Genomic DNA, 24,283 nt, shown 5'->3' with positions numbered 1-24,283 from the left:
ATGTTCCTCGGGCGGCAACCTCAATGCCATACTTCGTTCGGAATGCTTATTTGGCCGCGGCTTGAACCGTCTGTGCGTCCGCCGCCATGGCCTGTTGCGGCGTGGCCTGATGCGTCAGCACGGACTGGACCGCGTCGGAGATCGACTTCGAGATTTTCGGCCAGTTCGGGTTCGGACCGCGCGGACGGGCGTACTGCATCTGCTCGTTGAACACCTTGTATGCCTGCGGCCACTTCGGGTCCGGCGTCACAGTGTCTTTCGAAGGCGGCAGCATGCCGAATTCGTTCCAGTCGCGGCCGCGCTGCGCATACATGTACTCGAGGAACTGGAAGGCCACGTCCGGGTTCTTCGCGCCGCGCAGGATCGCGTGATTCTGCTCGCCGAGCGCCGAGGCGCGCGGGCCGCCCGCCTTCTCGACCGGCAGGAGCGCCACGCCCCACTTGAACTTCGCGCCCTTGTCCACGGCGCCCAGTTCCCACGGACCGTCGATGTCCATCGCGGCATTGCCGTTGATGAACGTGGCCGCCGCCTCCGACTGGCTATGCGTGAGCGTGTCCGGCGAGGCCACCTTGCTGTCCAGCAGCTTCTGCCAGAAGGCCGCCGCGCGCACCGCGCCCGGGTCGCTCATGCGGTCCCAGTCGGCGCCCGCGGCCTGCACGAACGGCAGGAACTGGAACACGCCCTCTTCCGTGTTGATGGCGGAAAACGCGAGACCGTACACGCCTTTCTTTGCGTCGGTGAGCTTTTGCGCGTCGGAATAGAGCTCGTCCCACGTTTGCGGTGCACGCTCGGGATCGAGCCCGGCTGCCTTGAACATGTCCTTGTTGTAGTACAGCGCGAGCGTGTTCGTGCCGCGCGGAATGGCGTACACCTTGCCGTTCCACGTGGCGTTTTTCAGCGGGCCGGGGAAGATCTGCTTCGCGTCGATCACCTTCGACTTCGCGAGGTACGGACCAAGATCGAGCAGTGCGTTCTTCGAAGCGAACATCGCCGTGTTCGGGTTGTCGACCGGCACGACGTCCGGCATGTTGCCGGACATCACGGCGCGCATGGTTTCGTCGTTGAGCGCCGCAAACCCCACCTTGCGGATCTGCACCTGGACATCGGGATGCAGCTTCCCGAATTCCTGCGCCATTTTCGCGGTGTAGTCGTCGGGCTCGTCCACGGCCCAGACCGAGAGCGTCGCGGCGTGCAGCGACGCACAGGAAAGCGAGAATGCCAAACCAATGGCCGCGGATGCGGCAAGTAGCTTCTTCATGCTGTCTCCGTTTTCGCGCGTTGGGAATCGCGCTTTGTTTCAGGCTCTTTTCTGTGGCGGTGCGGGAGCCGTCTCGTTCGGTTCGCGTTATCTGGCCTCGGTCTCATGACTTCGTGCCGCGGGAACCGCGTTTTCCGGAAACGTTTCCGGAAACAGGCAAATAGTTGCGTGTGAGGCAGGCGCTGTCAAGACAGCCAAGCGAAAATCACAATGTCGATTCGCGGAAACCGCAATACTTTGCGCGGCGTTGCCGGGCCGGCCGTTAGCGTTGGACGGCCTCGGGCGTCACGGTGTCGTCATCGCGCTCGCGCAGCGTCAGCGGCCACAGCAGCGGCTCGCGCGCGGCGCGGTAGGCTTCGCCGATATCCGGGAACTGCGCGAGCAGCGCCTGCGCAAGGCGCTGCCCGAGACCATACGCGTCGAGCGTGAAGCCGGAGAGGCGCGGAGCCAGGTATTCCGACACTTCGCCCGCCAGCACGCCGCCCGAAATCGCCAGATCGCGGCCCGGCGCCCTGCCCGTTTCGTGCAGCTTGCGGTACGCGCCAATCGCCATGCAGTCGCTCTGGAACATCAGCGCGTCCGGCGGCACGTCCAGGTTGAGCAACGCTTCGGTCGCGAGATAGCCACCGCGCTCCGAGAGTTCGTTGCGCTGCACGAAGCCTTCGGGCACCGGCAGCCCGTGCTTCTTCATCGCTTTCTTCCATGCGCGCAGGTAGATGTGCGCCTGCATGGCGTCGCCGCCGGGAATGGCGAGCGCGATACGCCGATGCCCTTGCGCCACGAGCCGCTCGACGCCCTCCGTCACGGCCGCCTCGAAGTCCAGATCGACCCACGCATGCTCGCCGCCCGACTCGCTGCGGCCGAGCGCCACGAACGGAAAATGGCGGCTCGCGACATAGTCGAGCCGTTCGTCGTGCTTGCGCGTGCCCGCGAGAATCACGCCGTCCACATGCCGGCGATCGACAATGCGCCGCAGCCGCGCGAACTCGTCGTCCCACGACTCGCTCGAATACATGACAAGATCCATGCCGTGGCGCGACAACACCGACTGCAGACCGTCCGCCAGCTTCATGAAAATGCCGAGCGTGTAGGTCTCTTCTTCGCGCCGCACCGGCAGCATCAGCCCGACAATGTCGAGCCGCCCCCGGCGCAGGCTAGCGGCCGATTTGCTGGGTGCGTAGCCATGCTCGAGCGCGGCGGCGCGCACGCGCTCGCGCGTTTCGGCGCTCACCTCGTCGCTGTCGTTCAAGGCGCGCGACACGGTCGAAACGGACAGCTTCAGTACTTTGGCGAGTTCCCGAATACCCATGCGCTGGTGTAATGATGAATGGAATCAGTCCGGGCTCGCGGAGCCGGCACGGTGCGAAACATCATAACCGTAAGTGACCGAAGGGCCGAAGCAGCCGAAGAAACAAAACAGCCAGCGGACGATTTTCTCGTCCGCCGGCTGTTGGCTATGGCTTCGTGCTTCCTGGCTACTGCGTCGAGAACACCGATATCCCGCCATTCGGAAATGCCGATGCGCCGGGCTGGTATGGCACGAAGACTTCGCCCAGGCTACTGTCGATGCCAACCGAGTGCGCGCCCGTTCCCACCGCCACGGTATAGATGAGCTTGCGCGTCGCGCCGTCGATGACACCCATGGTCGGCGTGAAGCCCGACGCCGCCGCGGTGCCGCTCGTGACGTAGTGGCGCGCTGGCAGGAAATAGCGGTTCGACGAGCGATCGTATGCCACCTGATCCACGCCGCCAAATGGCACCGACGCGAGTTGCGCGCCTGTATTGCGATCGAGTATCAGCGTGATGAGCGGGTCACCCGCCGAAGGATCGCAGCCAATCAGCACGTCACTGTTAGGACCGAGCGCGATGCCTGCAGGCCCGCATTTACCGAGCGGAAACGACTTGCTGACTGCAGGCGTGCCCGAAGTGACCGAACTGGCTGTAATCACGTCGAGTTCGCCGTCGGGGTTCGCGGCCGTTCCGTCGTTGTTGATGAGGAAGTTCTTCGACACCGGGTCGTATGCGCAGGCTTCGAGACCGGATGAGCCGTTAAAGACCAGCTTGTTCACGACGGTCTGCGTCGTGGTCGAGATGAAGGTCACGTAGGGCGGCGTGTCGCCGGGGCTCGCAAACATGATGAGATGGTCGTCGGGATCGTAGCAGCCTTCATCCACGCGCGAGCCGGACGTGCTGATGGGGATCGTCTTGACCGTTTGCATCGCGGACGTATCGACGACTTTCACGTTATCGACGTCGCCTACATACAGCGTATGCGTTCCCGTCACGCCCACGATGCCGTCCGGCCCGGAGGCATCGGTATTCGCGCCCACGCCAGTGAAGTTGCCGGTAATCTGTGCAATAAGCGCGTCCGATTTGGTGTCGACGACATCGACAGACTTGTTGTTACGATCGGCCAGATAATACTTGCCCGCCTCCACATAGCCGATGTCGAAGCTGAACGCAGGGCTCGTGGTATTGGGCACGGCAATGTTCGTGAGCAGTTTCGGCGCGGACGGTGTGGCCGCGGCCGAAGTCGGGTTCGAGCTGGAGCTGTCTCCTCCGCCGCAACCGGCAACGGCTACGGTGGCTATCAATAGAAAGGCCAATAACGGTTTATTCATCAGTCGGCTCCTTTGAGTAGCAGAACAAGTGGGTCAACACGAATACCTCACGGAATCTGCGGGAGCACATCGATGACTTGTCATCGCACTGCGGCTCACGTCATCCATGTCCTTGAAGCGGCCAAATGGCAGGGCTTCGATCTGGACGTAAGAATGCGCAAGGAACGGTAATCATGCACAACAAAGAAATTGATCGTTTCCATATAAAGGCATCTATGAATGTATGGCTGCGGAAATTTTTCGACCAAGGAATTACGCGAACTTAGTAAGTTTTAAATCACGCATTTGATTTTGAGAACAAAACTCAGAATTGATCAGAGCGGGAAGATAATCGCCGCGTGCTGCGTCGCGCCATCTCCTGCATCGCACTGCAGCGAGGGCGTCTGGGCGCGAGCTTCAACTCGCCATTGAGGATTTGATGCGCGGGCACATCGAGAGGCCCGGCTCGACGCACGCACGCGTTGTGCCGCGCGACCTGCGCGCTCATGTAAGGCGCGGTTGTGAATTCGAAAGCGCTATAGGCAGTCAGTCGAATGTCATGCCGAGAGAAATGAAAGAGAGGCCAGGGAAAAGCCTGGCCTCTGGATGATTCACAACGAATATAAGCGTGAGCGAATCAGAAGTTATTCGCCAATCTAGCCGTACTCAAAGCGGCACATCCTCGATCAACCGCGCTTTCAACGCACGGATGCGCTGATCGACGAAATAGCCGCCGCCTTCCGTATAGCGAAGGTAAAGGCGTCCGCACAGTGTGCACTTCCAGACACCGCAACGGTTATACGGAAAGTACCGGGGTGCGATCGGCGCGCTCTCCGACCAGTAGCCGGTTTCCCCCGGCAGATGTTCGGCAAAGGTCGGCTCGGCTTCGTCGGCGCATACGAGCGTGCCGATCTGTTCCAGTTGCCGCTCGTCGAGCGAAAGCGGTTGCGATTGCCAGCCATCGAGCGGCGTTTTCGTGCAGGTGCATGGCGGCGGGTCGGTTCGCTCCGCGTGTTCGGCGAGTTCGCGCAGCGCGGCAGCGTCAAGGTATCGGGTCATGGAGCAAGAATGGATCTGCGGTTGAGCCAGGGAGCGCACAGGCTCCAGCGCGCATCTTAACGCCTGGCGCCACGAGAGATCATCAAACCCCGCTTCTCATGCGTTCGATATGCGGCAACACCCAAGCGCGGTCGAAGCGGCCTTCGGCTATCGCCTGCAATGCGGCGGCCTCCTTTTCGCCCTGCTTGCGCGCGCCCGCAATCACGGTTTCCACATCTTCGGGGGCGATGGCGAGCAAACCGTCCTCGTCGCCGACGATGATGTCGCCCGGGTTGACGACCATTCTGCCGATGGTCACGGGCACGTTGATTTCGCCGGGTCCGTTCTTGTAGGGGCCGCGATGCGTCACGCCGCGCGCATAAACAGGAAAGTCGCGCTGCCGAAGTGCGCCAACGTCGCGGATCGCGCCGTCGATCACGAGGCCCTGTACACCAAGGCTTTCTGCATAGCTCGACATGATGTCGCCCATCAGCGCCTGGGTCACTTCGCCTGCGCCGTCGATCACGAGCACGTCGCCCGGCCGGCAGAAGTCGAAGGCGCGATGAATGGCGAGATTGTCGCCGGGTCGCGTGCGCACGGTCACGGCCGTGCCCGCCATCGGCTTGGCCTTGTGGAACGGCTGCAAGCCGAGAATGCCGCTCGAGCGCGCCATGTTATCGCTCAGGAGCGACACGGCCAGTTCGCGCAACACGGCGAGCGTGGCTTCGCTGGCCTGGGGTGCGGATGCGTTTTCGCGCCAGCCGATCGGGTTTGCATTGTGATTCATTTCGTCATCCCTTCCAGTGCGGTTTGTCGTTCGATCTGCGCGGAAAGGCGGCTGTACACCGCGCGCGCGTTGCCTTCGTAAATGCGTTGCCGGTCGGCGTCGCTCAGCCATTCGATCGCGTCGATATAGCGGCGCGTGTCGTCGTAGTAGTGCCCGGTTTCCGGGTCGATGCCCTGCACCGCGCCGATCGTCTCCGAGGCGAACAGGATGTTCTCGACCGGAATCACCTTGGCGAGCAGGTCGGAGCCCGGCTGGTGGTACACGCAGGTATCGAAAAAGACGTTCTTGAGGAGATAGTCCTTCAGGAGCGGGCGTTTCATGTCCTGCGCCAGACCGCGATAACGCCCCCAGTGATACGGCACCGCGCCGCCGCCATGCGGAATGATGAAGCGCAAGGTCGGGAAGTCGGCGAAGAGGTCGCCCTGCAAGAGCTGCATGAACACCGAGGTGTCGCCGTTGATGTAATGCGCGCCCGTGGCATGAAAGTTAGGATTGCATGACGACGAAACGTGAATCATGGCGGGCACATCGAGCTCGACCATGGCCTCGTAAAGCGGATACCACGAGCGGTCCGTGACCGGCGGCCCGGACCAGTGCCCGCCCGATGGATCGGGATTCAGGTTGCAGCCCACGAAACCCAGTTCCTCCACGCAACGCCGCAACTCGGGAATGCAGTTCTCCGGCGACACGCCCTGCGCTTGCGGCAGCTGGCAAACGCCCACGAAATGCTGCGGGAACAGCGAGCACACGCGATGCACGAGGTCATTGCATTCGCTGGACCAGCGCGCATTGGCCGCTTCGCCCGCCTCGTGGTGCCCCATGCCGGCGGCGCGCGGGGAGAAGATCGTCAGGTCCGTGCCGCGCTCGCGCTGAATGCGGCGCTGGCCGTTCTCGATGCTCTCGCGAATCTCGTCGTCGGAGATCGACGGGCGCGGCGGCACCGGCGTGCCGTCCTTGAGCGCGGCAATCTGTTTAGCACGCCAGGCTTCGTGCTGGGGCGGCGAGGTCGTGTAGTGACCGTGGCAATCAATGATCATGTAGCAATTCCATCAGGTGTACGGACGATAAAAATCAGCTTTCCATCGCTTCATCACGGCCAGCGAGCGCCGGTTTGGAAGCGTCGTTCCCGGCAGGCTTCACGCGCATCACAATGGCGATGAGCGTGGCGACCACGAGGAAAGCGGCGATGGTGAGCAGCGCGAGCTTGAAGTTGCCGGTGGCGTGACGCACGAGACCAATGCTCCACGGCCCCACTACGCCGCCGAACTGCGCGATCGTATTGATGAGCGCAATCGTCGCCGCGCCCGCCGCGCCGGTTCTGAACGAAGCGGCCAGACTCCAGAACAGCGGGTTGCCCGAGTAAATGAAGAGGCCTGTCACGCAAAGCAGCGCATACGCAAGCAGCGGATTCGGCGCATACGCGCTGCCTGCAATCGCGAGCGCGCTCATACCGTAGACAAAGGCGAGGTGGTACTTGCGGTCGCCGCTGCGGTCCGAACTGCGGCTCACGAGAAATGTGCCCAGCACGCCCAGGAGCGGCGGCGCGGCGGAGAGGAAGCCCACTTCGATATTGTTGAGATGGCCGAGGCTCTTCACGATCTGCGGCAGCCACAGGAAAAGCCCGTAAATGCCGACCAGCGCGCAGCCGAACAGACAGGCAAGGCTCCATACTCGAATGTCGCTTGCCACCTTCAGCAGCGGGAAATGCCGATGGCCGCCAAGCGCCTCGCGCTCCGTGGCGAGCGTGGACTCGAGCCATTGCTTCTCTTGCGCTGAAAGCCAGTCCGCGTCCGCGGGGCGCTCGGTCATGACGCGCAGCGTAATGAGGCCGAGCAGCATGGCGGGCACGCCTTCGAGAATGAACATCCACTGCCAGCCGTGCATGCCGAGCAGGCCGTTCGCATAGGTCATGAGCGTGGTCGAGAGCGGGCCGCCCAGCACGGCCGAGAACGACCCCGCGATGATGTACCCGCCTACGGCGCGGGCGCGGTAGCGCTCCGGAAACCAGTAGGTCAGATAGACCGCAATACCCGGCAGAAAGCCCGCTTCCATCACGCCAAGCAAAAAGCGCAGCACGTAGAAGCTCGAGGCGTTGAACACAAAAGCCGTTGCGGCCGCAACGGCGCCCCACGTGAGCAGAATGCGCGCGATCCAGCGGCGCGCGCCCACGCGGTGCAACAACAGATTGCTGGGCACTTCCAGCAGCATGTAGCCGATAAAGAAAATGCTGCCCGCGAAGCCGAACACGGCGGGGTCGAAGCCCATGTCCGAGTTCATGTCGAGCGCGGCGAAACCGATATTGATACGGTCCAGATAATTGAAAAACATCATGCAGAAAAGCAGCGGCACAAGCCGCTTGTAAACCTTTCGCATGGTTGCTGCTTCGTCGATGTGACTCATGCTGTCTCCGCCTCATGGCGACGGGCGGTGCCGTCGCTGCATCGTTATCGGCCGGGAGCGTTGATCGCTGCCGGCGGCACCTCACGAGACCGGGCGCCTGAGTTTCGATAATAAGAAGCGGGGAGCGTCGAGTCCAAGACGCGATACTTATGCTTCTATAAGCATGCGCTTATAGTGTGGCTGCAAGCGGCGGCGGCAGGCATTCGAGAAACGCGCGCAGATGCGGCGAGGTGTCGTCGCTGCGGAAGGTCGCCGCCAGCACGGTGCGCTGCGCAGCGCCGGGGCCGTCGAGGTGGCGCGCCACGACGTCGGCGCGGCCGTTTCGCGCCACCGACTCGCCCACCACCGTCACACCAAGCCCCGCCGCCACGAGCGCGATGGCGGTCTGGATCTCGTAGGCCTGGTGCGCGACGAAGGGCGTCACGCCCGCGTCGCGGTAGAGCGCCTGCACCGTGCGCTTGAACTGCGCGTTCTGATGCTTCGGATAGAGGATCAACGGCGTATCGGCAAGTTCGTCGATGCGCACCTTCTTTCGTTTGGCGAGCGGGTGATCGGACGCCATCAACACCACGAGCCGCTCGCGCAGCAGCGGCAAGGTCGTGTAACCGGGCACGTGCACCGGCTGCCGCCCGATGCCGATATGGATGCGCATGTCGCGCAAGGCGTCGGTTTGCTCGTCGGTCAGCATTTCGAACAGCTTGAGTTCCACTTGCGGATACGCCTGATGAAACGCCTTGAGCGCGGGCGGCAGGACGCTGTACATGGACGAGCGCGTGAAGCCGACACTGAGCCAACCGCGCCGGCCAACGCCAATTTCCAGCGCGCCGTGTGTCACCTCGGCGAGCGAACCGAGAATCTGCCGCGCTTCGGTGGCAAGGTACTGGCCGGCTTCGGTCAGCCGCAGCGGGCGGCGCGTGCGATCGATCAGCTGCGTGCCCACGCGGTCCTCCAAGGCGCGTATCTGCTGGCTCAACGCCGGCTGCGCGATATGCAGACGTTCCGCGGCGCGGCTGAAGTTCAGTTCTTCGGCGAGTGTCACGAAACACTGCAGGCCCCGAAGCTCGTTCATCTCGTCTTCTCCGTATCGCTTAGAGGGTGTTAAGCACTTTAGGTCAGGCTGACATCCTGGCAGTATGCCAAAACGCAATCCCTACCCAACGGATGCATCGGATGAAGAGTGATATTTCGGCGCGCCGTCTCCAGATGTTGACAGAGCACAGACCGCGCACCTCGGGTTAGCGCTAGCTTTGCGATTTCCTTAATCAATGGGAGATTCGCCGATGACCGGTACACATACTCACTCGCATCGCCCAATAAAACACCAGAAACATGCATGGTCGGAGAAGTCCGCCAGCATCGTCCCACTGACGTCACAACTCGCCCTTCGGGACGCGATGGCTAAGGAAGGCATTTCATTGGCGGATTACAACGATCTTCTATGGATCATGGCACAGGAATCAGCGGGCATTGTCGACGCGCGTAACGGTGCTTCGACGGCCCGCGGCCTGTTTCAGTTGCTTCACGCACAATATGATTTGAACCCCCACGGCGAGGCTTCATTCGGAAACGCCGTAGAGGAATGCCAGGGCGGAATCCGCTACATCTATGGGCGCTATCACACGGCACGCCGGGCGCGCAATTTCTGGCAAAGTCACCACTGGTATTAAGACCATGCGTACGCGTTCAATACCCGTTGCGTTGCTGCTCCTGTGTGCGTCACCATGCATCACGCACGCGCAACAACCGCCCAGGTTCGCAGACTGTCCCGCAACGGTCCAGGCGAAGCGCGCACCCACGCGCCTCGCGTTCGATGCACGGTCGAGCCAATACCGCAGCGCAATCCAGAATGCCGCCAGAGGTCCGGTCAATTTCGCCGGGCGCTATATCCTCGCGCAATGGGGCTGTGGGGCCGGTTGTGTCATGGCCGCCGCAATCGATACGAAAACCGGCCGCGTTACGTCCTTGCCGTTCACGGTATCAGACTGGCCGCTAGATGTGACGGAGCCGCTAACGTACCGCGCAGATAGCTGCATGCTGCTGGTGCGAGGAAGCCGTAACGAAGGCAAGGAACACGGCACGTACTGGTACGCCTTCGACGGCAAGGCGTTCCGGTTACGTGCCGCGGTTCCGCAATCGGGCCGCGAGGCAAGCGGAATGCGCTCAATGCTGAACGACACCGCCGCGCAAATCACGCGTGCTTTTTAGGCGGCAGCGGCTGGTCGAGGCCGGGCTCGACCGGCGTGGGCACCGCGTCGCCTAGCGGCCTCGAAATATCGTTGTGCGGCGCACGATCTTCCTCGTCAGGGCTCTCGGCCTCCTCCTGGGCAGTTGGCAAATCGTGCGTCTTTGGCGGTAAAGGCTGATCGAGACCCGGCTCGGTGGGTGCGGGCACAGCGTCCCCAAATGGCTTGGGCAGATCCGTGCCGCGCGGCTCCGGTGCGTCCTGGGGCTGTTCGGGCTTGTCGGTCTGGTTGCTCATCGTTTCGACCTCCCTTTGCGATGGATATCGCATGGTCCACATCACGCACGGAACATGCCAGCAAACGGCGTGTACCAACTTCAGTAGAATGAGGGACACTCCGCGCCGAATCTGGCCGCAGACGAAGAATCACGCCCCGGAACACGCCTGATGCTGCACGCCCTCGATCGCCGCACCGCCATCGCATTCCTTGTGGCCGCAACGTTCTTCATGGAGAACCTCGACGCAACGGTCATCACCACCGCGCTGCCCATCGTCGCGCGACGCTAGCGAGCCTCCGACCCCTGACTCCCTTCTTCGTCCACACCGATGCTTACTGTTGCGCTTCTCGTGTTCCCAGGCGTCCAGGCCCTCGACGTGTTCGGGCCCACCGACGTTTTCTCGGAGGCCAATCGGCTGCTCGCTCCCGAGGAGCAATACCGGCTCGAGCTGATCGCAACGGAACGCGACACCGTGCGCTGCTCGAGCGGTGTGCGCATCGGCGCGGACCGCCACTTCGACGAGGCACCCGGCCACTACGATCTGCTGCTCGTCGCAGGCGGGCCCTCGCTAGTGGCGCAAGCGCTTCCCGATGCGGCGCATGCATGGCTGCGCGAAGCCAGCGCGCGCGCCCGCCGCTTCGGATCGATCTGCAACGGCGCGCTCACGCTCGGGCGCGCAGGCTTGCTCGACGCGCGCACCGTCACCACGCACTGGAACGACGCCGCCGCCCTCGCCGCGATGTGCCCCACTGCGAACGTCGAATTCGACCGCATCTTCATTCAGGACGGCAATCTCTATACCTCGGCGGGCGTGACGGCGGGCATCGATCTTTCGCTCTACCTGCTGGCTCAGGACCACGGTCCGGAAATCGCGTTGCAGGTGGCGCGGCGGCTGGTGGTGTTCGTGCAGCGCGCGGGCGGCCAGTCGCAGTTCAGCCCGTATCTCACGCCCTACGCGGAGGCGTCGTCGCCCATTGCCCAGGTGCAGCAGTATGTGCTCGGGCATTTGAACGAGGATCTGGGCGTGGAAGTGCTCGCCGCCATCGCGAAGATGAGCAAGCGAAACTTCGCGAGAATCTTCGTGCGCGACACCCATGTAACGCCAGCCGAATTCGTCGAGAGCGCACGTGTCGACGCGGCGCGCGTCATGCTCGAAAACAGCACCGCGCCGTTGAAAACCGTGGCCTTCCGCTGCGGCATGCGCGACGCCGATCATTTGCGCCTGGCATTCAAGCGCAAGCTGGGCACCACGCCACAGCAATATCGCGCGCACTTCGGCGCGGTTACGGCGAAGGGCAAACGCGCGAGCAAAGCGGATTCGTAGAAGGGACTACGCCCCCGCGCGCATCTCGCGCCGCACCGCCTGGGGCGGCACGCCAAAGCCACGCACGAACGCCTCGCGCATGTGCCGCCGATCGCGAAAGCCAGTCTCGCGCGCGATGACGTCGAGCGGATGCGTGCTCTGCTCGATCATGAGCCGCGCCGCTTCGAGGCGCAGCCCCTCCACGGCGCGCGCGGGCGACTGCCCCGTTTCCGCCGTGAACACGCGGCTGAACTGGCGCGGGCTCAGATGCACGGCTTCGGCGAGCTGCTCCACCGTGAGCGCGCTGCTCAGGTTGCGCCGAGCGTAGTCGAGCGCGTTCTGGATGCGGTCGGATTTGGGCGCAAGCGCGAGCATTTCCGAATGCTGCGACTGACCGCCCGAGCGACGCTGATACATGACGAGCTTGTGAGCGACCGAGCGCGCCACTTCCGCGCCAAGGTCGCGCTCGACCATGGCGAGCGCGAGATCGAGCCCCGCCGTCATGCCCGCCGACGTCCAGACCGGCCCGTCGACGATATAGATGCGGTCGTCTTCCACGCGCACGTCCGGAAAGCGCTCCCGCAAGTCGCGCGCGTAGATCCAGTGTGTGGTGGCGCGGCGGCCGTCGAGCAGGCCCGCCTCGGCCAGCACGAACCCGCCCGTGCAGATGCCCGCCACCCGGCGTGCGCGGCCGCTCGCGCGGCGCAGGAACGCCAGCACCGCGGGCTCTGCAGCCACGGCGACTGGATCGTTCACGCCCGCCACGATCCAGGTGTCCACGCGGCTGCGCGCGGGCGCGGGCGTACGCTGCGTGTCCACGCTCATGCCGAGCGACGAGCGAACCGCCCCGCCCTCCATCGAGTAGTTCTCCATCGCGTAGAACGGCGAGCCCGCCACCACATTCGCGTATTCGAAAACGCTTTGGGTCGCGAGCGCCATCATCTGGAATCCGTCGCTCAGCAGGTAGCCAATGCGGTGCATGTCCTACTCCCGTCGTTGCATGTCCTAAAACACGACCATATACGTCATTTGCGCCACGGTCAATCGCGGCCAGAATGCATTCACAGCAGCGCCACTCGTACGTTACCTAACCACTCGCGCCGCTACACAAAGGAGTGCAATCATGACCCAGCCATCTCATCGCGGCACCGCGCTCGTCACCGGCGCCTCTTCCGGTATTGGCGCCGTGTACGCCGCAGAACTCGCCCGCCAGGGCTACGACCTCGTGCTCGTCGCGCGCAATCGCGACCGGCTCGCCGCGCTCGCCGAGCGCATCACGAGCGAAACCCAGCGCGACGTGGAAGTGCTCGCCGCCGATCTCAACGACCGCAACGACCTCGCCGCCGTGGAAGCGCGCCTGCGCGACGACGCGAGCCTCACGCTGCTCGTGAACAACGCGGGCATCGGCACGCACACGCCGCTCGTCGAGAGCGATGTCGATCACATGACGCGCATGATCGAGTTGAACGTCACCGCGCTCACGCGGCTCACGTATGCGGCCGTGCCGGGATTCGTCGCGCGCGGCAATGGCGCGATCATCAATATCGCCTCCATCGTGGGCATCGCGCCCGAGATCCTCAACGGCGTGTATGGCGGCACGAAGGCCTTCGTGCTCGCGTTCAGCCAGTCGCTGCATCACGAACTGGCGGCCAAGGGCGTTCGCGTGCAGGCGGTGCTGCCCGGCGCCACGGCTACGGAGTTCTGGGAGACGGGTGGACTGCCGCTCGAACATCTCGACAGTGCGATCGTGATGTCGGCGCAAGACATGGTGAGCGCCGCGCTCATCGGCTTCGAGCGCGGCGAAACCGTGACGATTCCTGCGTTGCACGACGTGGAGCAATGGAACACGTTCGAGACGGCTCGCCGCGCGATGTCCGCGCATCTGTCGAGCAACACGCCCGCGGCACGCTATCGCGTTGCGCAGTGACGTTCGCGTTCGAGTCAGGCGGGGGCTTGCCCCCGCAACTCACGCTTCCCGCTTGGTCCGCCCGTATAGCAGCAGCATCGCCGCAATCACCACGCCGTAGATGATCTGGCGGCCGGCCTCCGGCATCTGCGCGACCGAGAGGATCGATTGCAGCAGCGTGATGAGGATCGCACCGGCCACGGTGCCGAGGTACGAGCCCCGGCCACCCAGGATGGACGTGCCGCCCAGCACCACCGCCGCGATTGCGGGCAGCAGGTAAGCGTCGCCCATCGACTGTGCCGCCTTCGACGCATAACCCGCGAGCAGCACGCCGCCGAACGCCGCGAACGCACTGCACACGGCGAACGCAGCCACGGTCACGAGCCGCGTATCGATGCCGGAGAGGTAGGCGGCGCGCTCGGTGTTGCCGATCGCGTAGAGCGTGCGGCCGAAGGTCGTGCGCGAGAGCAGGAACATCGTCGCGGCCCCAATCACCACCCACAGCGCGACGGCATTCGGCACGCCGGGCACGAGCCAGCCCGCGGCGAGCCATCGCATGACTTGCGGCGCAGAATCCTGCGGCGACGATCCCCCCGTGTAGACGATCATGATGCCCTGCGCGACCGCATTGGTCGCGAGTGTCGCGATCATCGATGGAATGCGCAGCAGTGCGACGAGAATGCCGTTGACGATGCCGATCAGCACGCCGCAACCAATGCCAACGGGAATCGCGAGAATTTGCCCGAGTTCGCCGTGCCCTGACACCGCGCACGCCATCATGGCGCCGACCGTGATCGTCCACGGCAGGGACAGGTCGATGTGGCCAAGCAGAATCACCATCATCAGCCCGGTCGCGATAATGCCGAGAAACGCGCCGACCTTCAGCTGCAACAGGATGTACTCCGGCGACGTGAAGTTGCGCGAAAACATCCCGCCCACGAGCAGCAGCGCAATGATGCAGCCGAACGCAATCACGATCGGCTTGTCGATCCTGCGCGTGAGCCTCGACACGAACGTGGTTCGCGTGCTTGCCGAAACGCCGCTCATTGGAACCACTCCAGACGGTTGCGTACGCTGAACAGCCCGCACGCGCCAATCGCGACAGCCAGCAGAAGAATCACGCCCTGGAATAGCGGCTGCCATAGCGCGTCGACGTTGAACACGAACAGCAGGTCGCCGATCGAGCGGAACGCGAACGCGCCGAAGATCGCGCCAATCGCACTGCCCTTGCCGCCGAGCAGCGACACGCCGCCGATCACCACGGCGGCAATCGAAAAGAGCGTGTATGAGTTGGCGCTGCCGAGGCTCGCTTCGCCGGTGTCGGTGAAGAAGGTCAGAAAAAGGCCGCCTATCGCAGCGAGCAGGCCCGCCAGCGTGTAGCTTGCGAACTTCGCGCGGCGGATCGGCATGCCGGAGAGGAAGGCCGCGGGTTCGGACGAACCGGTCGCATACGCCGCCCGCCCCACCGCCGAGCGTTTGAAAGGAATCCAGACTATTGCCACCGCCGCAATGAGAATCAGCAGGCTCGTCGGCACAACGCCTGCAACCTTGCCGGTCAGAACGTCGGCGAGATCTTCGTTGATCGTGCCGCCCGGCACGGGGCGCAGCAGCAGCGCGATGCCGTAGTAGACGGCGCCCGTCGCGATCGTCGTCACGATCGGCTGCAAGCGCCCGAAAATGATGATCACGCCATTGAGCGCGCCGCACAGCGCGCCTGCCGCGAGCACGCCCACAATGCCGAGCGCGCTGTGCAGCGCGTCGCCGGTGACGATCCACGAGCCAATGCAATTCGTCAGCACGAGCATCATGCCGATAGAGAGATCGATGCCGGCCGTGAGCACGACGAGCGCCTGGCCCATCGACACCAGTGCGAGCAGCACCGCTTTGTTCGCCGCGGTCTGAAACACGTTCGCCGACAAACTCGACGGATAGTTGAACAGATAAATCGCGAACATCAGCACGAACAGGCCGAACGCGAACGCCGTCCCGCGATTTTCCGCATACCAGTAACGCAGCCCGCTCATGGCGCGACTCCTGTGGAAGGCGTTGCTTGCGCGATTTGCCCGACCGGCAGGTCCAGCGCGCTGGCGATCAGGTTCTGCTCGGTGATCGCCGCCCCGACGAGTTCCTGCTTGATCCGGCCTTCGTACAGCACGAGCACGCGGTCGCAGCAGCCGATCAGTTCGTCATAGTCGGTCGAGTAAAAGAGAATCGCGGCGCCTTCGTCGGCAAGCCGCCTGAGCAACTGATAAAGCTCCTGCTTGGTGCCCACGTCGATGCCACGCGTCGGGTCGCTGAGGAGCAGGATTCTGGGCTTGCGGATCAGCCACTTCGCGATGACCACCTTCTGCTGGTTGCCGCCCGAGAGCGACCCCACTGGCGCGTCGACGCCGTGCGACTTGATCGCGAGGAGTTCCATCATTCGGTCTACGAACGACTGCTGGCGCTCGCGATCGATGACACCCGCGGTCGACATGCGATCGAGTGCCGCAAACGAGAGATTTTCGCGCACCGACATCGGCAGCATCAGCCCTTCGGTCTTGCGGTCCTCCGGGATCAGCGCCATGCCGATTCCCTTGGCGCGCGCGGCAACCGGGCTGCCGATCGACACGGCCTTGCCGTCGATCTCGATCTTGCCCGCGCAACCGCGCAGCACGCCGAACAGCGCGAGCAGCAGTTCGCGCTGTCCCTGGCCATCGAGGCCGCCCAGCCCGAGAATTTCGCCGCGCTTCAGCGAAAAGCTGATACCTCGCAGCGTGTCGCTCCATGCAAGATCGTGACAGGCGAGAACCGGGGCGGCGGCGCTCGACGGCTCAGGCTTTTCGGCGGGCTTGTCCGGAAAGGCATGCTGGTATGTCCGGCCGATCATCATTTCGACGACCTCATTATCCGAACGCGTGCCCGCCTCGAAGCTCATCACATGACGGCCATTGCGGTAGACCGTGCATTCGTCCGCGAGCGCCTTCACCTCGTGCATGCGGTGCGAAATGAAGAGAAGCGCGAGCCCCTCTTGCCGCAGGCGCTTGAGCACCTCGATCACGCGCGCGACGTCGGCCGCGGTGAGCGCGGACGTGGCCTCGTCGAGGATCAGAATGCGCGGCGCGTGGGCCAGCCCCTTGGCCAGCTCGACCATCTGCTGGCGCGACAGCGGCAGGTCGCGGACTTTCGCGAGCGGATTGATGTCGGCCGCGCCCGCTCGCGCAAGCGCTTCCTCGGCCTGGCGGCGCTGGGCCCGACGGTCGATCATGCCAAAGCGGCGTGGCGGGTTCGAAGCGAAGATGTTGTCGGCCACGCTCAGGTCGGGAATCAGCGACAGCTCCTGATACACGCAGACAATGCCCGCCGCGTTCGCCTCGGCGGGCGACGCGAACGAGACCTCGCGGCCATCGAGGTGCATCACGCCTTCGTCCGGCTGCACGACGCCGGACATCACCTTCAGCAGCGTGGACTTGCCCGCGCCGTTTTCGCCGAGGATCGCGTGAATGCGGCCCTTTCGCACCGCGAGGTCTGCGTGATCGAGCGCCACGGCGCCGCCATAGCTTTTCGACACGCCGGACATCTGAAAGAACGGCTGCCCTGCATCCTGCTGCATGCTTCGTCTCCCGTCACGTCGCCAGCCTTCACGCGTTCACTGGTTGCCCTGGCTCTGCTTCATGATCTCCTGCGCGGAGAAGTTGATGCCGCAAGTGGGAAACGAATTGCCGACGAAGAAGTTGTCCGACTCGTTCGGGAAATAGTTGGCGCCCGCCTTCAGCTTCGAGTCGTCGGTCACGTCGAGCGGCAGCTTGATCGCCACAGGAATCGTCTGGCCATCGAGCGCCGCGAGCGCCGTCTTGATCGCCACGGCCACCTGCGCGGGACCACTGCCCGCCGACGTGCACTTCAGCCCCTGGGCGCCGTACTGCGCGCAGAACTTGCGAAAGCCGTTTTCCGTCTCGCCGCCGAACGGCACGAACGGATGTTTCGCATCGATCATCGCGCGCACGACACCGGTGTCGCCGCCTTGCGCCGAGATGCCGTCGAAATGGCCTTGCACGGCAATCGCGTCGGCGGTGGCCTTCTGCGCGACGGCGTCGTCCCACTTGCCGTAGACCTGCACGACGTTCCACTTCTTGCCGCTTTCGTCCAGGGTCTTCGTGAAGCCATTGTGGCGGTCGGTGTCGACCGACGTGCCCGCCACGCCGCGCACTTCGAGCACCTTGCCGCCGCTCGGCAGATGGCCCGCGAGCCACTTGGCCCACAACACGCCAAGCCCGTACTGGTCGACGTCCACGTTGATCGCGTCTTCGCTGTCGAGCGTATTGTCGAACGCGACCAGCACGACGCCGGCTTTCTTCGCGCGGCGGATCGCAGGTCCGAACGAAGCGGGATTCTGCGCGTCGACGATGATCGCGTCGTAGCCGGCGTCAATGAAGTTGTTGACAGCCGAGATCTGCGCCGGAACGTCCTCGCCGGTCGAGACGACCTTGAATTCCTTGAGCTTGGCGGCGACGTCCGGTTGGGCCGTATAGGCCTTGGCCGTCTTGATCATCTGGATACGCCAGGTGTTCGCGATATAGCCATTCACGAGCGCGACACGGTACGGGCCGCTCTTCTTCGGATACTTGATGAACTTCGTGTCGGTCTTCCAGGGGACCATGCACGTCGGGTCGCTGGACGGACCGGAAACGATCGATGCCTGCGCGAATGCCGCGCTTGCGCACAGCGCCATTGCCGCGGTCGCCGCCGCTCGAAGCACGTGGATTCCTGAAAGCATGTTGTCTCCTTTTTGTCGGATAGAACTGACTGCTTATGGATAACCGGCGCACCTGGCTTGCCGAAAATGGCCGACACCGTGTGCGTAACGCGGGGAATCTTTCTGGATGTGCTGCAGCGGGACTGGACCGGACGCGCCGAACCAGCGGAATGACATCTTCAAAGGCGTCCCCTCGAAGCAAAACGACGGGCATGCGTGAACGCCACCCCGTCTGACAGTACTGGCATACCAATCTGCGCGCGATAGTGGTTTACCACTGGATGCGGCGCGCGGGCCAACTGGCGGGAATCGGGCGAAAACCCGCACCACGCCTATGCGTGGCGGCGCGGCAACTGGTGTACCATTTTGCCGAACTTCAGCCGCCGCCCGGCGGCTTCGACGCTTTCGAGAATCTGGATGGCCGATCTTTCGCATACGCCAACCGGTCGCGCCGCCGATGCGGACGCGGCCGATCGCTCCTACGTCGGCCTCGCGAAACAGATCTACGACCTGATCGCGGCGGGCGAACACGGGCGCGCACCGGTGGGCCCGCGCGAGCGCCTGCCTTCCGAGCGCACGCTCGCGGAGCGTTTCGGCGTGAGCCGTACGCAGGTGAGAGAGGCGATCATCGCGCTGGAAGTGCAAGGCGTGGTCGAGGTGCGCGTGGGCTCGGGCATCTATGTGGCCGAAGCGCCGGAGGCGCGCTCCATCGCGTTCGACCTGCCGCGCGGGCCGGGCCCGATCGAAACGTTGCGCGCGCGCGAAGTGATCGAAAGCGGCATCGCGGCGCTCGCCGCGACCGAACGCAAGGACTCGGATCTCGACCGCCTCTTCGCCGCGTTGCGCGCGATGCGCGAAAACATGGACGACAAGGCCGCGAACGAGGCCGCCGACCGCGAGTTCCATCTGGCGATTGCGGGCGCAACGGGAAACGACATGCTGCGCCAGGTGGTGAGCGCGATGTGGGACAACTCACGCGCGGACCCGCTGTGGCAGAAGATCGAGGAGCACTTCCATACGCCCGCGTTGCGCGCCGCTTCGCAGGAAGACCACCAGCGCATCTTTTCGGCCATCATGGCGCGCGATGCCGATGCCGCGCGTGCGGCGATGCAGGCGCATCTCGCACGCGTGATCGGCGAATTCACGCAGGCGTGGCGTTAGCGCCTTATGCGGCCGCAGGCAGTGCGTGCGCGAGCAGCGCGCCTTCCTCGTGCACAACAGCCAACGGTGTGACCAACGGCGCCTCTTGCAGCATGTCCACCGTCTCGCTCACACGGAAGGTCGCCACGGCCTCGGCCATCTGGCTTGCCTGCTGCTCGAGCGATTCGGCGGCAGCCGCTGCCTCTTCCACGAGCGCCGCGTTCTGCTGCGTGACCTGATCCATCTGGCTGACCGCCGTCTCGACCTGCTCGATGCCGGCGCTCTGCTCCACGGTGGCCGAGGCGATCTCCTTCATGAGGCCCGACACCTTGTCCACCGACGCGACGATCTCGGCCATCGTTGCGCCCGCTTCGCCCACGAGCGAGCGGCCATTGCGCACGTCATGCACCGAGGCGTCGATCAGCGACTTGATCTCGCGCGCCGCAGCGGCGCTGCGCTGCGCGAGCATGCGCACTTCGCCCGCGACCACCGCAAAGCCGCGCCCCTGCTCGCCCGCGCGCGCTGCCTCGACCGAAGCGTTGAGCGCGAGAATATTGGTCTGAAACGCAATGCCGTCGATGATGCCCGTGATGTCCGCAATCTTGCCCGAGCTGCGGCTGATCTCCTCCATCGTTTCGATCACCTGTTCGACCACGCGTCCGCCGCGCTGCGCGACATCCGCCGCGCCTGTGGCGAGCGCGCTCGCGGCGTTCGCGTGCTGCGCATTCTGACGCACGCTCGACGTGAGCTGCTCCATGCTCGACGCCGTCTGCTCCAGCGACGCCGACTGCTGCTCCGTGCGGCTCGACAGATCGAGGTTGCCCGCCGCGATTTCGCGCGCGCCCGTATTGATGGCGTCGCAACTCGAGCGCACGCTGTGCACCGTGTGGCTCAGCCCGCCTTGCATGCGCCGCATGGCGCCAAGCAACTGGCCGATTTCGTTGCGCCCGCCACTTTCTATGTGGACCGAGAGATCGTTCGCGGCGATCTGGTTCAGCACTTCCACCGCCCCTTTGAGCGGCGCCGTCACGAGGCGGCGCAGCGCCATATGGGTTGCGACGACGAGCGCCAGCGCGCCTGTCAAGCCCACCGCCACCATCGCCATCACCCAGTCGTGCTCGCGCTCGCCCTGGTCGAGCGTCGCGCGCGTGGCGGCGTCCGCATTCGCGCGCAACGCACCCACGCTCGCCGAAAACTGCGTATTCGCGTTGGCGACGTCTCCGGCGGCGAGCGTGGCATATGTAGCCGTGTCGCCAGCATCGAGCGCCGTGGCCGCGCGCCGCAGCGTATCCGCGAGCGCGCTCCACGTGGAGAGCAAGGTGTCGCGCTGCTGGGCCGCCGCGGCATTGAACGGTGCGCTCGTGCGCAGCGCGGCGCTATGCTTTGCGGCCTGATCGAAGAGATCGCTTGCGTCCTGCTGCGCCCGCTTTTGCGCTTGCTCGCGCGTTGCTGCGTCGCTCGTTTCCTTCGCCGCCTGGTACGCGCGCGCGAGTGCCGTTTGCGCAAGCGCCGCGTCCTCGCGCAAGGCGAGCGCGAGTGCGTCCTGGCGCGCGACTTCGTGAATGAAACGCGCCGAGTTGTCGGCGCGGCCAATCATCAGGACACCTACCGCAGCGCCCACCACCAGCATCGCCGCGAACGTGCAGAGCACGACCAGCAGCCCGGTTCGAATCGTCAGATTACGCATTGCTCTCTTCCCGGTTCAGGGCTTCGACGTGGTTGGGACAGCGTCGCTGCCCATGCGGGCCAGCAGCATGTTCGCCTGCTCGATCAGCGTGGCGCGGTATTCACCGGGCAGCAGCACGTCGTCGGCCACGGCCATCGCTTCGCCGAGCTGCGCGCGAAACACGAGGATCGTGCGCTCGATCTGCGCAGTCGACAGTTGCGGCAACACCGCCTCCACGAACTTCGTCATGACCACCACGCTCGCGCCGAAGCGCGAGATGGCCTTGCCATGCGCGCTCACTAGCGCGGTCATCGATTTCAACAGCATCTCGTCACTGGTGCTCACGGAATTCTCCAGATACAACGGCCAAAGGGGGATTGGAAACGGCAGCCTTCAACCGGCCACGCACACTTCGAGCACGCGCGGCATCAATTCGGCGGGCGCGGGACGCGCAAGCAGATAACCTTGCGCGCGGTCGCAGCCGATCTCGCGCAGGAACTCGAGTTGCCGCGGCGTCTCGACGCCTTCTGCCACCACCGTGACGCCGAGCGAGCGCGCCATCGCGACAATCGCGCGCACGATCGAGCGGTCGCGCGCGGCACTTTTCTTCACCCGCGGCGACATGTCCGGCTCCGGCTCGGCCATATCCGCGAGGAACGAACGGTCCACCTTGAGTGTGTCGACCGGTAAGGACTGCAGATACTTGAAAGACGAATAACCCGTGCCGAAGTCGTCGATCGCGAGGCTGATGCCGCGCGCGGCGAGTTCCTGCAGCAACGCTTCGATACCGCCCCGGCCCGACGTCATCGCCATGCTCTCCACGAGTTCGAGCTGCAGGCGCGTGGGCGGCAAGCCGGTTTCGCTGAGTATGGTCGTCAGCTGATGCAGGAAACCGTCGTGCAGGCATTGCCGCGCGGAGAGATTCACGCTGATGCGCCCGAAGTCGAAGCCTTCGTCCAGCCACTCGCGCGCCTGGCGGCAGGCTTCGCGCAACACCCACGCGCCGAGCGGCACAATCAATGAGGATTCCTCGGCAATCGGAATGAACTGATCGGGCGGCACGAGGCCGCGGCGCGGATGCTGCCAGCGCACGAGCGCCTCGATATTGACGAGTGCCCCGCTCGCCACGTCGAATTCGGGCTGATAGTGGAGCACGAGTTCGCCGGCTTCCAGCGCATGGTGAAGCTCGCTTTCGAGCACGATGCGCTCCATGGCCGACGACGTCATCGGCGCGGCGAAGAAGCGGAAGTTGTTCTTGCCCGCGTCCTTGGCCTCGTACATCGCGCGGTCGGCCTGCATGAGCAGTTGCCGCGGATCGCGCGCGTCGTCGGGATACATGCTGATGCCGATACTCGGCGTGACGAACAGCAGTTGCTCGCCAATGTGCATCGCGGCGCCCACGCGCGCGAGCAGCCCCTGGGCGATCTGCCCGACGTGGCGAATGTCCTCGATGTCCTCGATCAGCAGCGTGAACTCGTCGCCGCCAAGACGCGCCACCGTGTCGGTCTCGCGCACCGCTTCGCGCAGACGCGTGGCGATCACCGTGAGCGCCTCGTCGCCCACGCCGTGGCCCATCGTGTCGTTGATGAGCTTGAAGCGGTCGAGGTCGAGAAACATCACCGCGACGCGCTTGCCCGAACGGCGTGCGCGCGCAAGCGAGAGCGTAAGGCGCTCGGTGAACAGCGTGCGATTAGGCAAGCCCGTCAAGGCGTCGTGCGTCGCGAGGTAGCTCAGGCGCTCCTCGGTCTCGCGGCGCTGCGTAATGTCCGCGAAGATCGCGGCGTAATGCGTGCAGCGGCCTCCGGGATCGCAGATGCTGGAAATCGTCAGGTATTCCAGGTAAAGCGCGCCGTCCTTGCGGCGGTTCCAGATTTCGCCTTTCCAGTGGCCGTTTTGCTGAAGGCTGCGCCACAGTTCGCTGTAGAACGCCGCACCCTGGCGCCCCGAGTTGAGCAGGCTCGCGTTGCGGCCCAGCGCTTCGTGCTCCGTATAGCCCGTGAGGCGCGTAAAAGCGGGATTCACGCGTTCTATGGTGCCGTCGAGGTCGGTGATCATCACGCCGTCGAGCGTCGATTCCACCACCTGGTCGGCGAGGCGCAGATTCGCGCGCGAAGCGAGCAGCGCGTCATCGCGCTCGCGCAGCGCGATCTGCAGTTCGCGCACGAAACCGTCTTCGATATCGTGCAGGATATGCGAGAGGTCGAGCAGGCCAGCGAGACTGCCGTCTTCGCCGATCACCCCCACGTGGCGCATGCGGTGCTCGACGAGATACTGACGTGCGGCATAGAGGCTTTGCGAATGCGCGAGCGAGCGCAGCGGCCGGCTCGCGCGCGCGCCGGCCGTGCCGTCGAGCGCACCGGCGGCCGCGAAGCGCACCACGTCGCGCTCGGTCACGATGCCGTAGTCGCCTTCGGGATAGCTCACGACCAGCGCGCTCAAGCGCCGCGCACGCATGCGCTGCATGGCCTCGTGCATGGACATGCGCGCGTCGACCACGAGCGGCATCGCGGCGTTGACCGACCCGACGGTCTTCAGCCGCAGAAAGCATTCGAGCCCTTGGTTCATGACCAGGTCGGTTTGCGTGACGATGCCGAGCGAGCGGCCAGCCTGATCCACAACGAGACAATGGCGGATGCCCTCGCGCTTGAAACGCAGCGCGGCGTCGCGCAGGCGCGTGCTTGCAGGCAACGCGCGCACCGGATGGCTCATCGCGTGACGGATGGGCAGCGCCAGCGCGGCGGCGTCTTCGCCCAGCGCGAGCGCGTCGTGCTCGGTCCAGATGCCGACGGGCCGCCCCATTTCGGTAATCACGATGGCGCTATAGCGCCGCTCGCTCATCATGCGCGCCGCTTCGCGAATCGGCACGTCGGGCCCGCAGGCAAGCGGCGGCCCTGAAAGAAGCTGCCCGATTTCCAGGTCCAGCGTGTGGTGTTGCATGTAGCGCCCCGAACCGCACTGCGATGTCTTTGTGAGATAGCGGGAAGCTAACA

22 protein-coding genes are annotated in these 24,283 nt (G+C 64.4%); 5 read left to right on the top strand and 17 right to left on the bottom strand.

Annotation, left to right across the window (positions count from 1 at the left end):
• Positions 1–46: 46 nt before the first annotated feature.
• The 8 genes from U5A58_RS20295 to U5A58_RS20260 all read right to left on the bottom strand — a co-directional run bounded on the left by U5A58_RS20295 (position 47) and on the right by U5A58_RS20260 (position 9,152).
• Complete coding sequence (locus U5A58_RS20295; RefSeq protein WP_321962774.1) at positions 47–1,258, bottom strand: sugar ABC transporter substrate-binding protein; 1,212 nt, start codon at positions 1,256–1,258, stop codon at positions 47–49.
• 262 nt (positions 1,259–1,520) lie between these two features.
• Positions 1,521–2,567 (bottom strand): substrate-binding domain-containing protein, encoded by a 1,047-nt coding sequence (locus U5A58_RS20290; protein WP_321962773.1) that lies wholly within the window; start codon positions 2,565–2,567, stop codon positions 1,521–1,523.
• Between the two features lie 166 nt (positions 2,568–2,733).
• Positions 2,734–3,879: a hypothetical protein gene (locus U5A58_RS20285; protein WP_321962772.1), complete on the bottom strand. Its 1,146-nt coding sequence runs from the start codon at positions 3,877–3,879 to the stop codon at positions 2,734–2,736.
• 645 nt (positions 3,880–4,524) lie between these two features.
• Positions 4,525–4,917, bottom strand: a complete 393-nt coding sequence (locus U5A58_RS20280) for a hypothetical protein (protein WP_321915025.1) — start codon at positions 4,915–4,917, stop codon at positions 4,525–4,527.
• Positions 4,918–4,999: 82 nt separating this feature from the next.
• A complete protein-coding gene (locus tag U5A58_RS20275; RefSeq protein ID WP_321962771.1) occupies positions 5,000–5,683 on the bottom strand; it encodes an RraA family protein in 684 nt (227 codons plus the stop codon).
• Positions 5,680–6,720 carry an amidohydrolase family protein gene (locus U5A58_RS20270; RefSeq protein ID WP_321962770.1) on the bottom strand — a complete coding sequence of 347 codons (1,041 nt, stop codon included), beginning with the start codon at positions 6,718–6,720 and terminating at the stop codon, positions 5,680–5,682. The genes U5A58_RS20275 and U5A58_RS20270 overlap by 4 nt, the downstream gene beginning before the upstream one ends.
• A 34-nt stretch (positions 6,721–6,754) precedes the next feature.
• Entirely contained in the window at positions 6,755–8,083 is a 1,329-nt protein-coding gene (locus tag U5A58_RS20265; RefSeq protein WP_321962769.1) for an MFS transporter, read from the bottom strand.
• 169 nt (positions 8,084–8,252) lie between these two features.
• Positions 8,253–9,152, bottom strand: coding sequence for a LysR family transcriptional regulator (locus U5A58_RS20260; protein ID WP_321962768.1), 900 nt, complete (start codon positions 9,150–9,152; stop codon positions 8,253–8,255).
• A 211-nt stretch (positions 9,153–9,363) separates the two neighbouring features.
• Between U5A58_RS20260 and U5A58_RS20255 the strand changes: the two genes are divergently transcribed.
• Together U5A58_RS20255 and U5A58_RS20250 are read left to right on the top strand one after the other, a co-directional pair.
• Positions 9,364–9,750, top strand: a complete 387-nt coding sequence (locus tag U5A58_RS20255; RefSeq protein ID WP_321962767.1) for a hypothetical protein — start codon at positions 9,364–9,366, stop codon at positions 9,748–9,750.
• A 253-nt stretch (positions 9,751–10,003) separates the two neighbouring features.
• A complete protein-coding gene (locus tag U5A58_RS20250) occupies positions 10,004–10,288 on the top strand; it encodes a hypothetical protein (RefSeq protein ID WP_321962766.1) in 285 nt (94 codons plus the stop codon).
• On the opposite strand, the gene U5A58_RS20245 is transcribed toward U5A58_RS20250, so the two are convergent.
• Positions 10,272–10,562: a hypothetical protein gene (locus U5A58_RS20245; RefSeq protein WP_321962765.1), complete on the bottom strand. Its 291-nt coding sequence runs from the start codon at positions 10,560–10,562 to the stop codon at positions 10,272–10,274. The two genes, U5A58_RS20250 and U5A58_RS20245, sit on opposite strands and share 17 nt — an antisense overlap.
• Positions 10,563–10,871: 309 nt before the next feature.
• On the opposite strand from U5A58_RS20245, the gene U5A58_RS20240 reads away from it, so the two are divergent.
• Complete coding sequence (locus U5A58_RS20240; protein WP_321962764.1) at positions 10,872–11,867, top strand: GlxA family transcriptional regulator; 996 nt, start codon at positions 10,872–10,874, stop codon at positions 11,865–11,867.
• A 6-nt stretch (positions 11,868–11,873) separates the two neighbouring features.
• On the opposite strand, the gene U5A58_RS20235 is transcribed toward U5A58_RS20240, so the two are convergent.
• A complete protein-coding gene (locus U5A58_RS20235) occupies positions 11,874–12,827 on the bottom strand; it encodes a GlxA family transcriptional regulator (RefSeq protein ID WP_321962763.1) in 954 nt (317 codons plus the stop codon).
• 142 nt (positions 12,828–12,969) lie between these two features.
• Here U5A58_RS20235 and U5A58_RS20230 point away from each other — a divergent pair, with 142 nt between their 5' ends.
• Positions 12,970–13,773 carry an SDR family oxidoreductase gene (locus U5A58_RS20230; RefSeq protein ID WP_321915035.1) on the top strand — a complete coding sequence of 268 codons (804 nt, stop codon included), beginning with the start codon at positions 12,970–12,972 and terminating at the stop codon, positions 13,771–13,773.
• 39 nt (positions 13,774–13,812) lie between these two features.
• On the opposite strand, the gene U5A58_RS20225 is transcribed toward U5A58_RS20230, so the two are convergent.
• The 4 genes from U5A58_RS20225 to U5A58_RS20210 are packed head-to-tail and all read right to left on the bottom strand — an operon-like array spanning position 13,813 to position 18,508.
• On the bottom strand, positions 13,813–14,799 hold the full coding sequence (locus U5A58_RS20225) for an ABC transporter permease (RefSeq protein ID WP_321962762.1): 987 nt from the start codon (positions 14,797–14,799) through the stop codon (positions 13,813–13,815).
• On the bottom strand, positions 14,796–15,776 hold the full coding sequence (locus U5A58_RS20220; protein ID WP_321938881.1) for an ABC transporter permease: 981 nt from the start codon (positions 15,774–15,776) through the stop codon (positions 14,796–14,798). Before U5A58_RS20220 ends, U5A58_RS20225 begins: the two co-directional genes overlap by 4 nt.
• Entirely contained in the window at positions 15,773–17,344 is a 1,572-nt protein-coding gene (locus U5A58_RS20215) for a sugar ABC transporter ATP-binding protein (RefSeq protein ID WP_321962761.1), read from the bottom strand. Before U5A58_RS20215 ends, U5A58_RS20220 begins: the two co-directional genes overlap by 4 nt.
• Before the next feature lie 36 nt (positions 17,345–17,380).
• Positions 17,381–18,508 carry a sugar ABC transporter substrate-binding protein gene (locus U5A58_RS20210; protein WP_321938877.1) on the bottom strand — a complete coding sequence of 376 codons (1,128 nt, stop codon included), beginning with the start codon at positions 18,506–18,508 and terminating at the stop codon, positions 17,381–17,383.
• A 396-nt stretch (positions 18,509–18,904) separates the two neighbouring features.
• Here U5A58_RS20210 and U5A58_RS20205 point away from each other — a divergent pair, with 396 nt between their 5' ends.
• Entirely contained in the window at positions 18,905–19,648 is a 744-nt protein-coding gene (locus U5A58_RS20205; RefSeq protein WP_321962760.1) for a FadR/GntR family transcriptional regulator, read from the top strand.
• 4 nt (positions 19,649–19,652) lie between these two features.
• Here U5A58_RS20205 and U5A58_RS20200 read toward each other — a convergent pair whose 3' ends face one another.
• Genes U5A58_RS20200 through U5A58_RS20190 form a run of 3 tightly spaced genes read right to left on the bottom strand, consistent with a single transcriptional unit; the run spans position 19,653 to position 24,230 of the window.
• Entirely contained in the window at positions 19,653–21,314 is a 1,662-nt protein-coding gene (locus U5A58_RS20200; RefSeq protein WP_321962759.1) for a methyl-accepting chemotaxis protein, read from the bottom strand.
• A 15-nt stretch (positions 21,315–21,329) separates the two neighbouring features.
• Positions 21,330–21,638: a hypothetical protein gene (locus U5A58_RS20195; RefSeq protein ID WP_321962758.1), complete on the bottom strand. Its 309-nt coding sequence runs from the start codon at positions 21,636–21,638 to the stop codon at positions 21,330–21,332.
• 48 nt (positions 21,639–21,686) lie between these two features.
• Positions 21,687–24,230 carry an EAL domain-containing protein gene (locus U5A58_RS20190; protein ID WP_321962757.1) on the bottom strand — a complete coding sequence of 848 codons (2,544 nt, stop codon included), beginning with the start codon at positions 24,228–24,230 and terminating at the stop codon, positions 21,687–21,689.
• Positions 24,231–24,283 lie beyond the last annotated feature (53 nt).

The organism is Paraburkholderia sp. J7, assembly GCF_905220155.1.
Taxonomy (GTDB): Bacteria; Pseudomonadota; Gammaproteobacteria; order Burkholderiales; family Burkholderiaceae; genus Paraburkholderia.
Note: the sequence above shows the minus strand (reverse complement) of the source record. Positions and strands in the feature narration are given on the sequence as shown.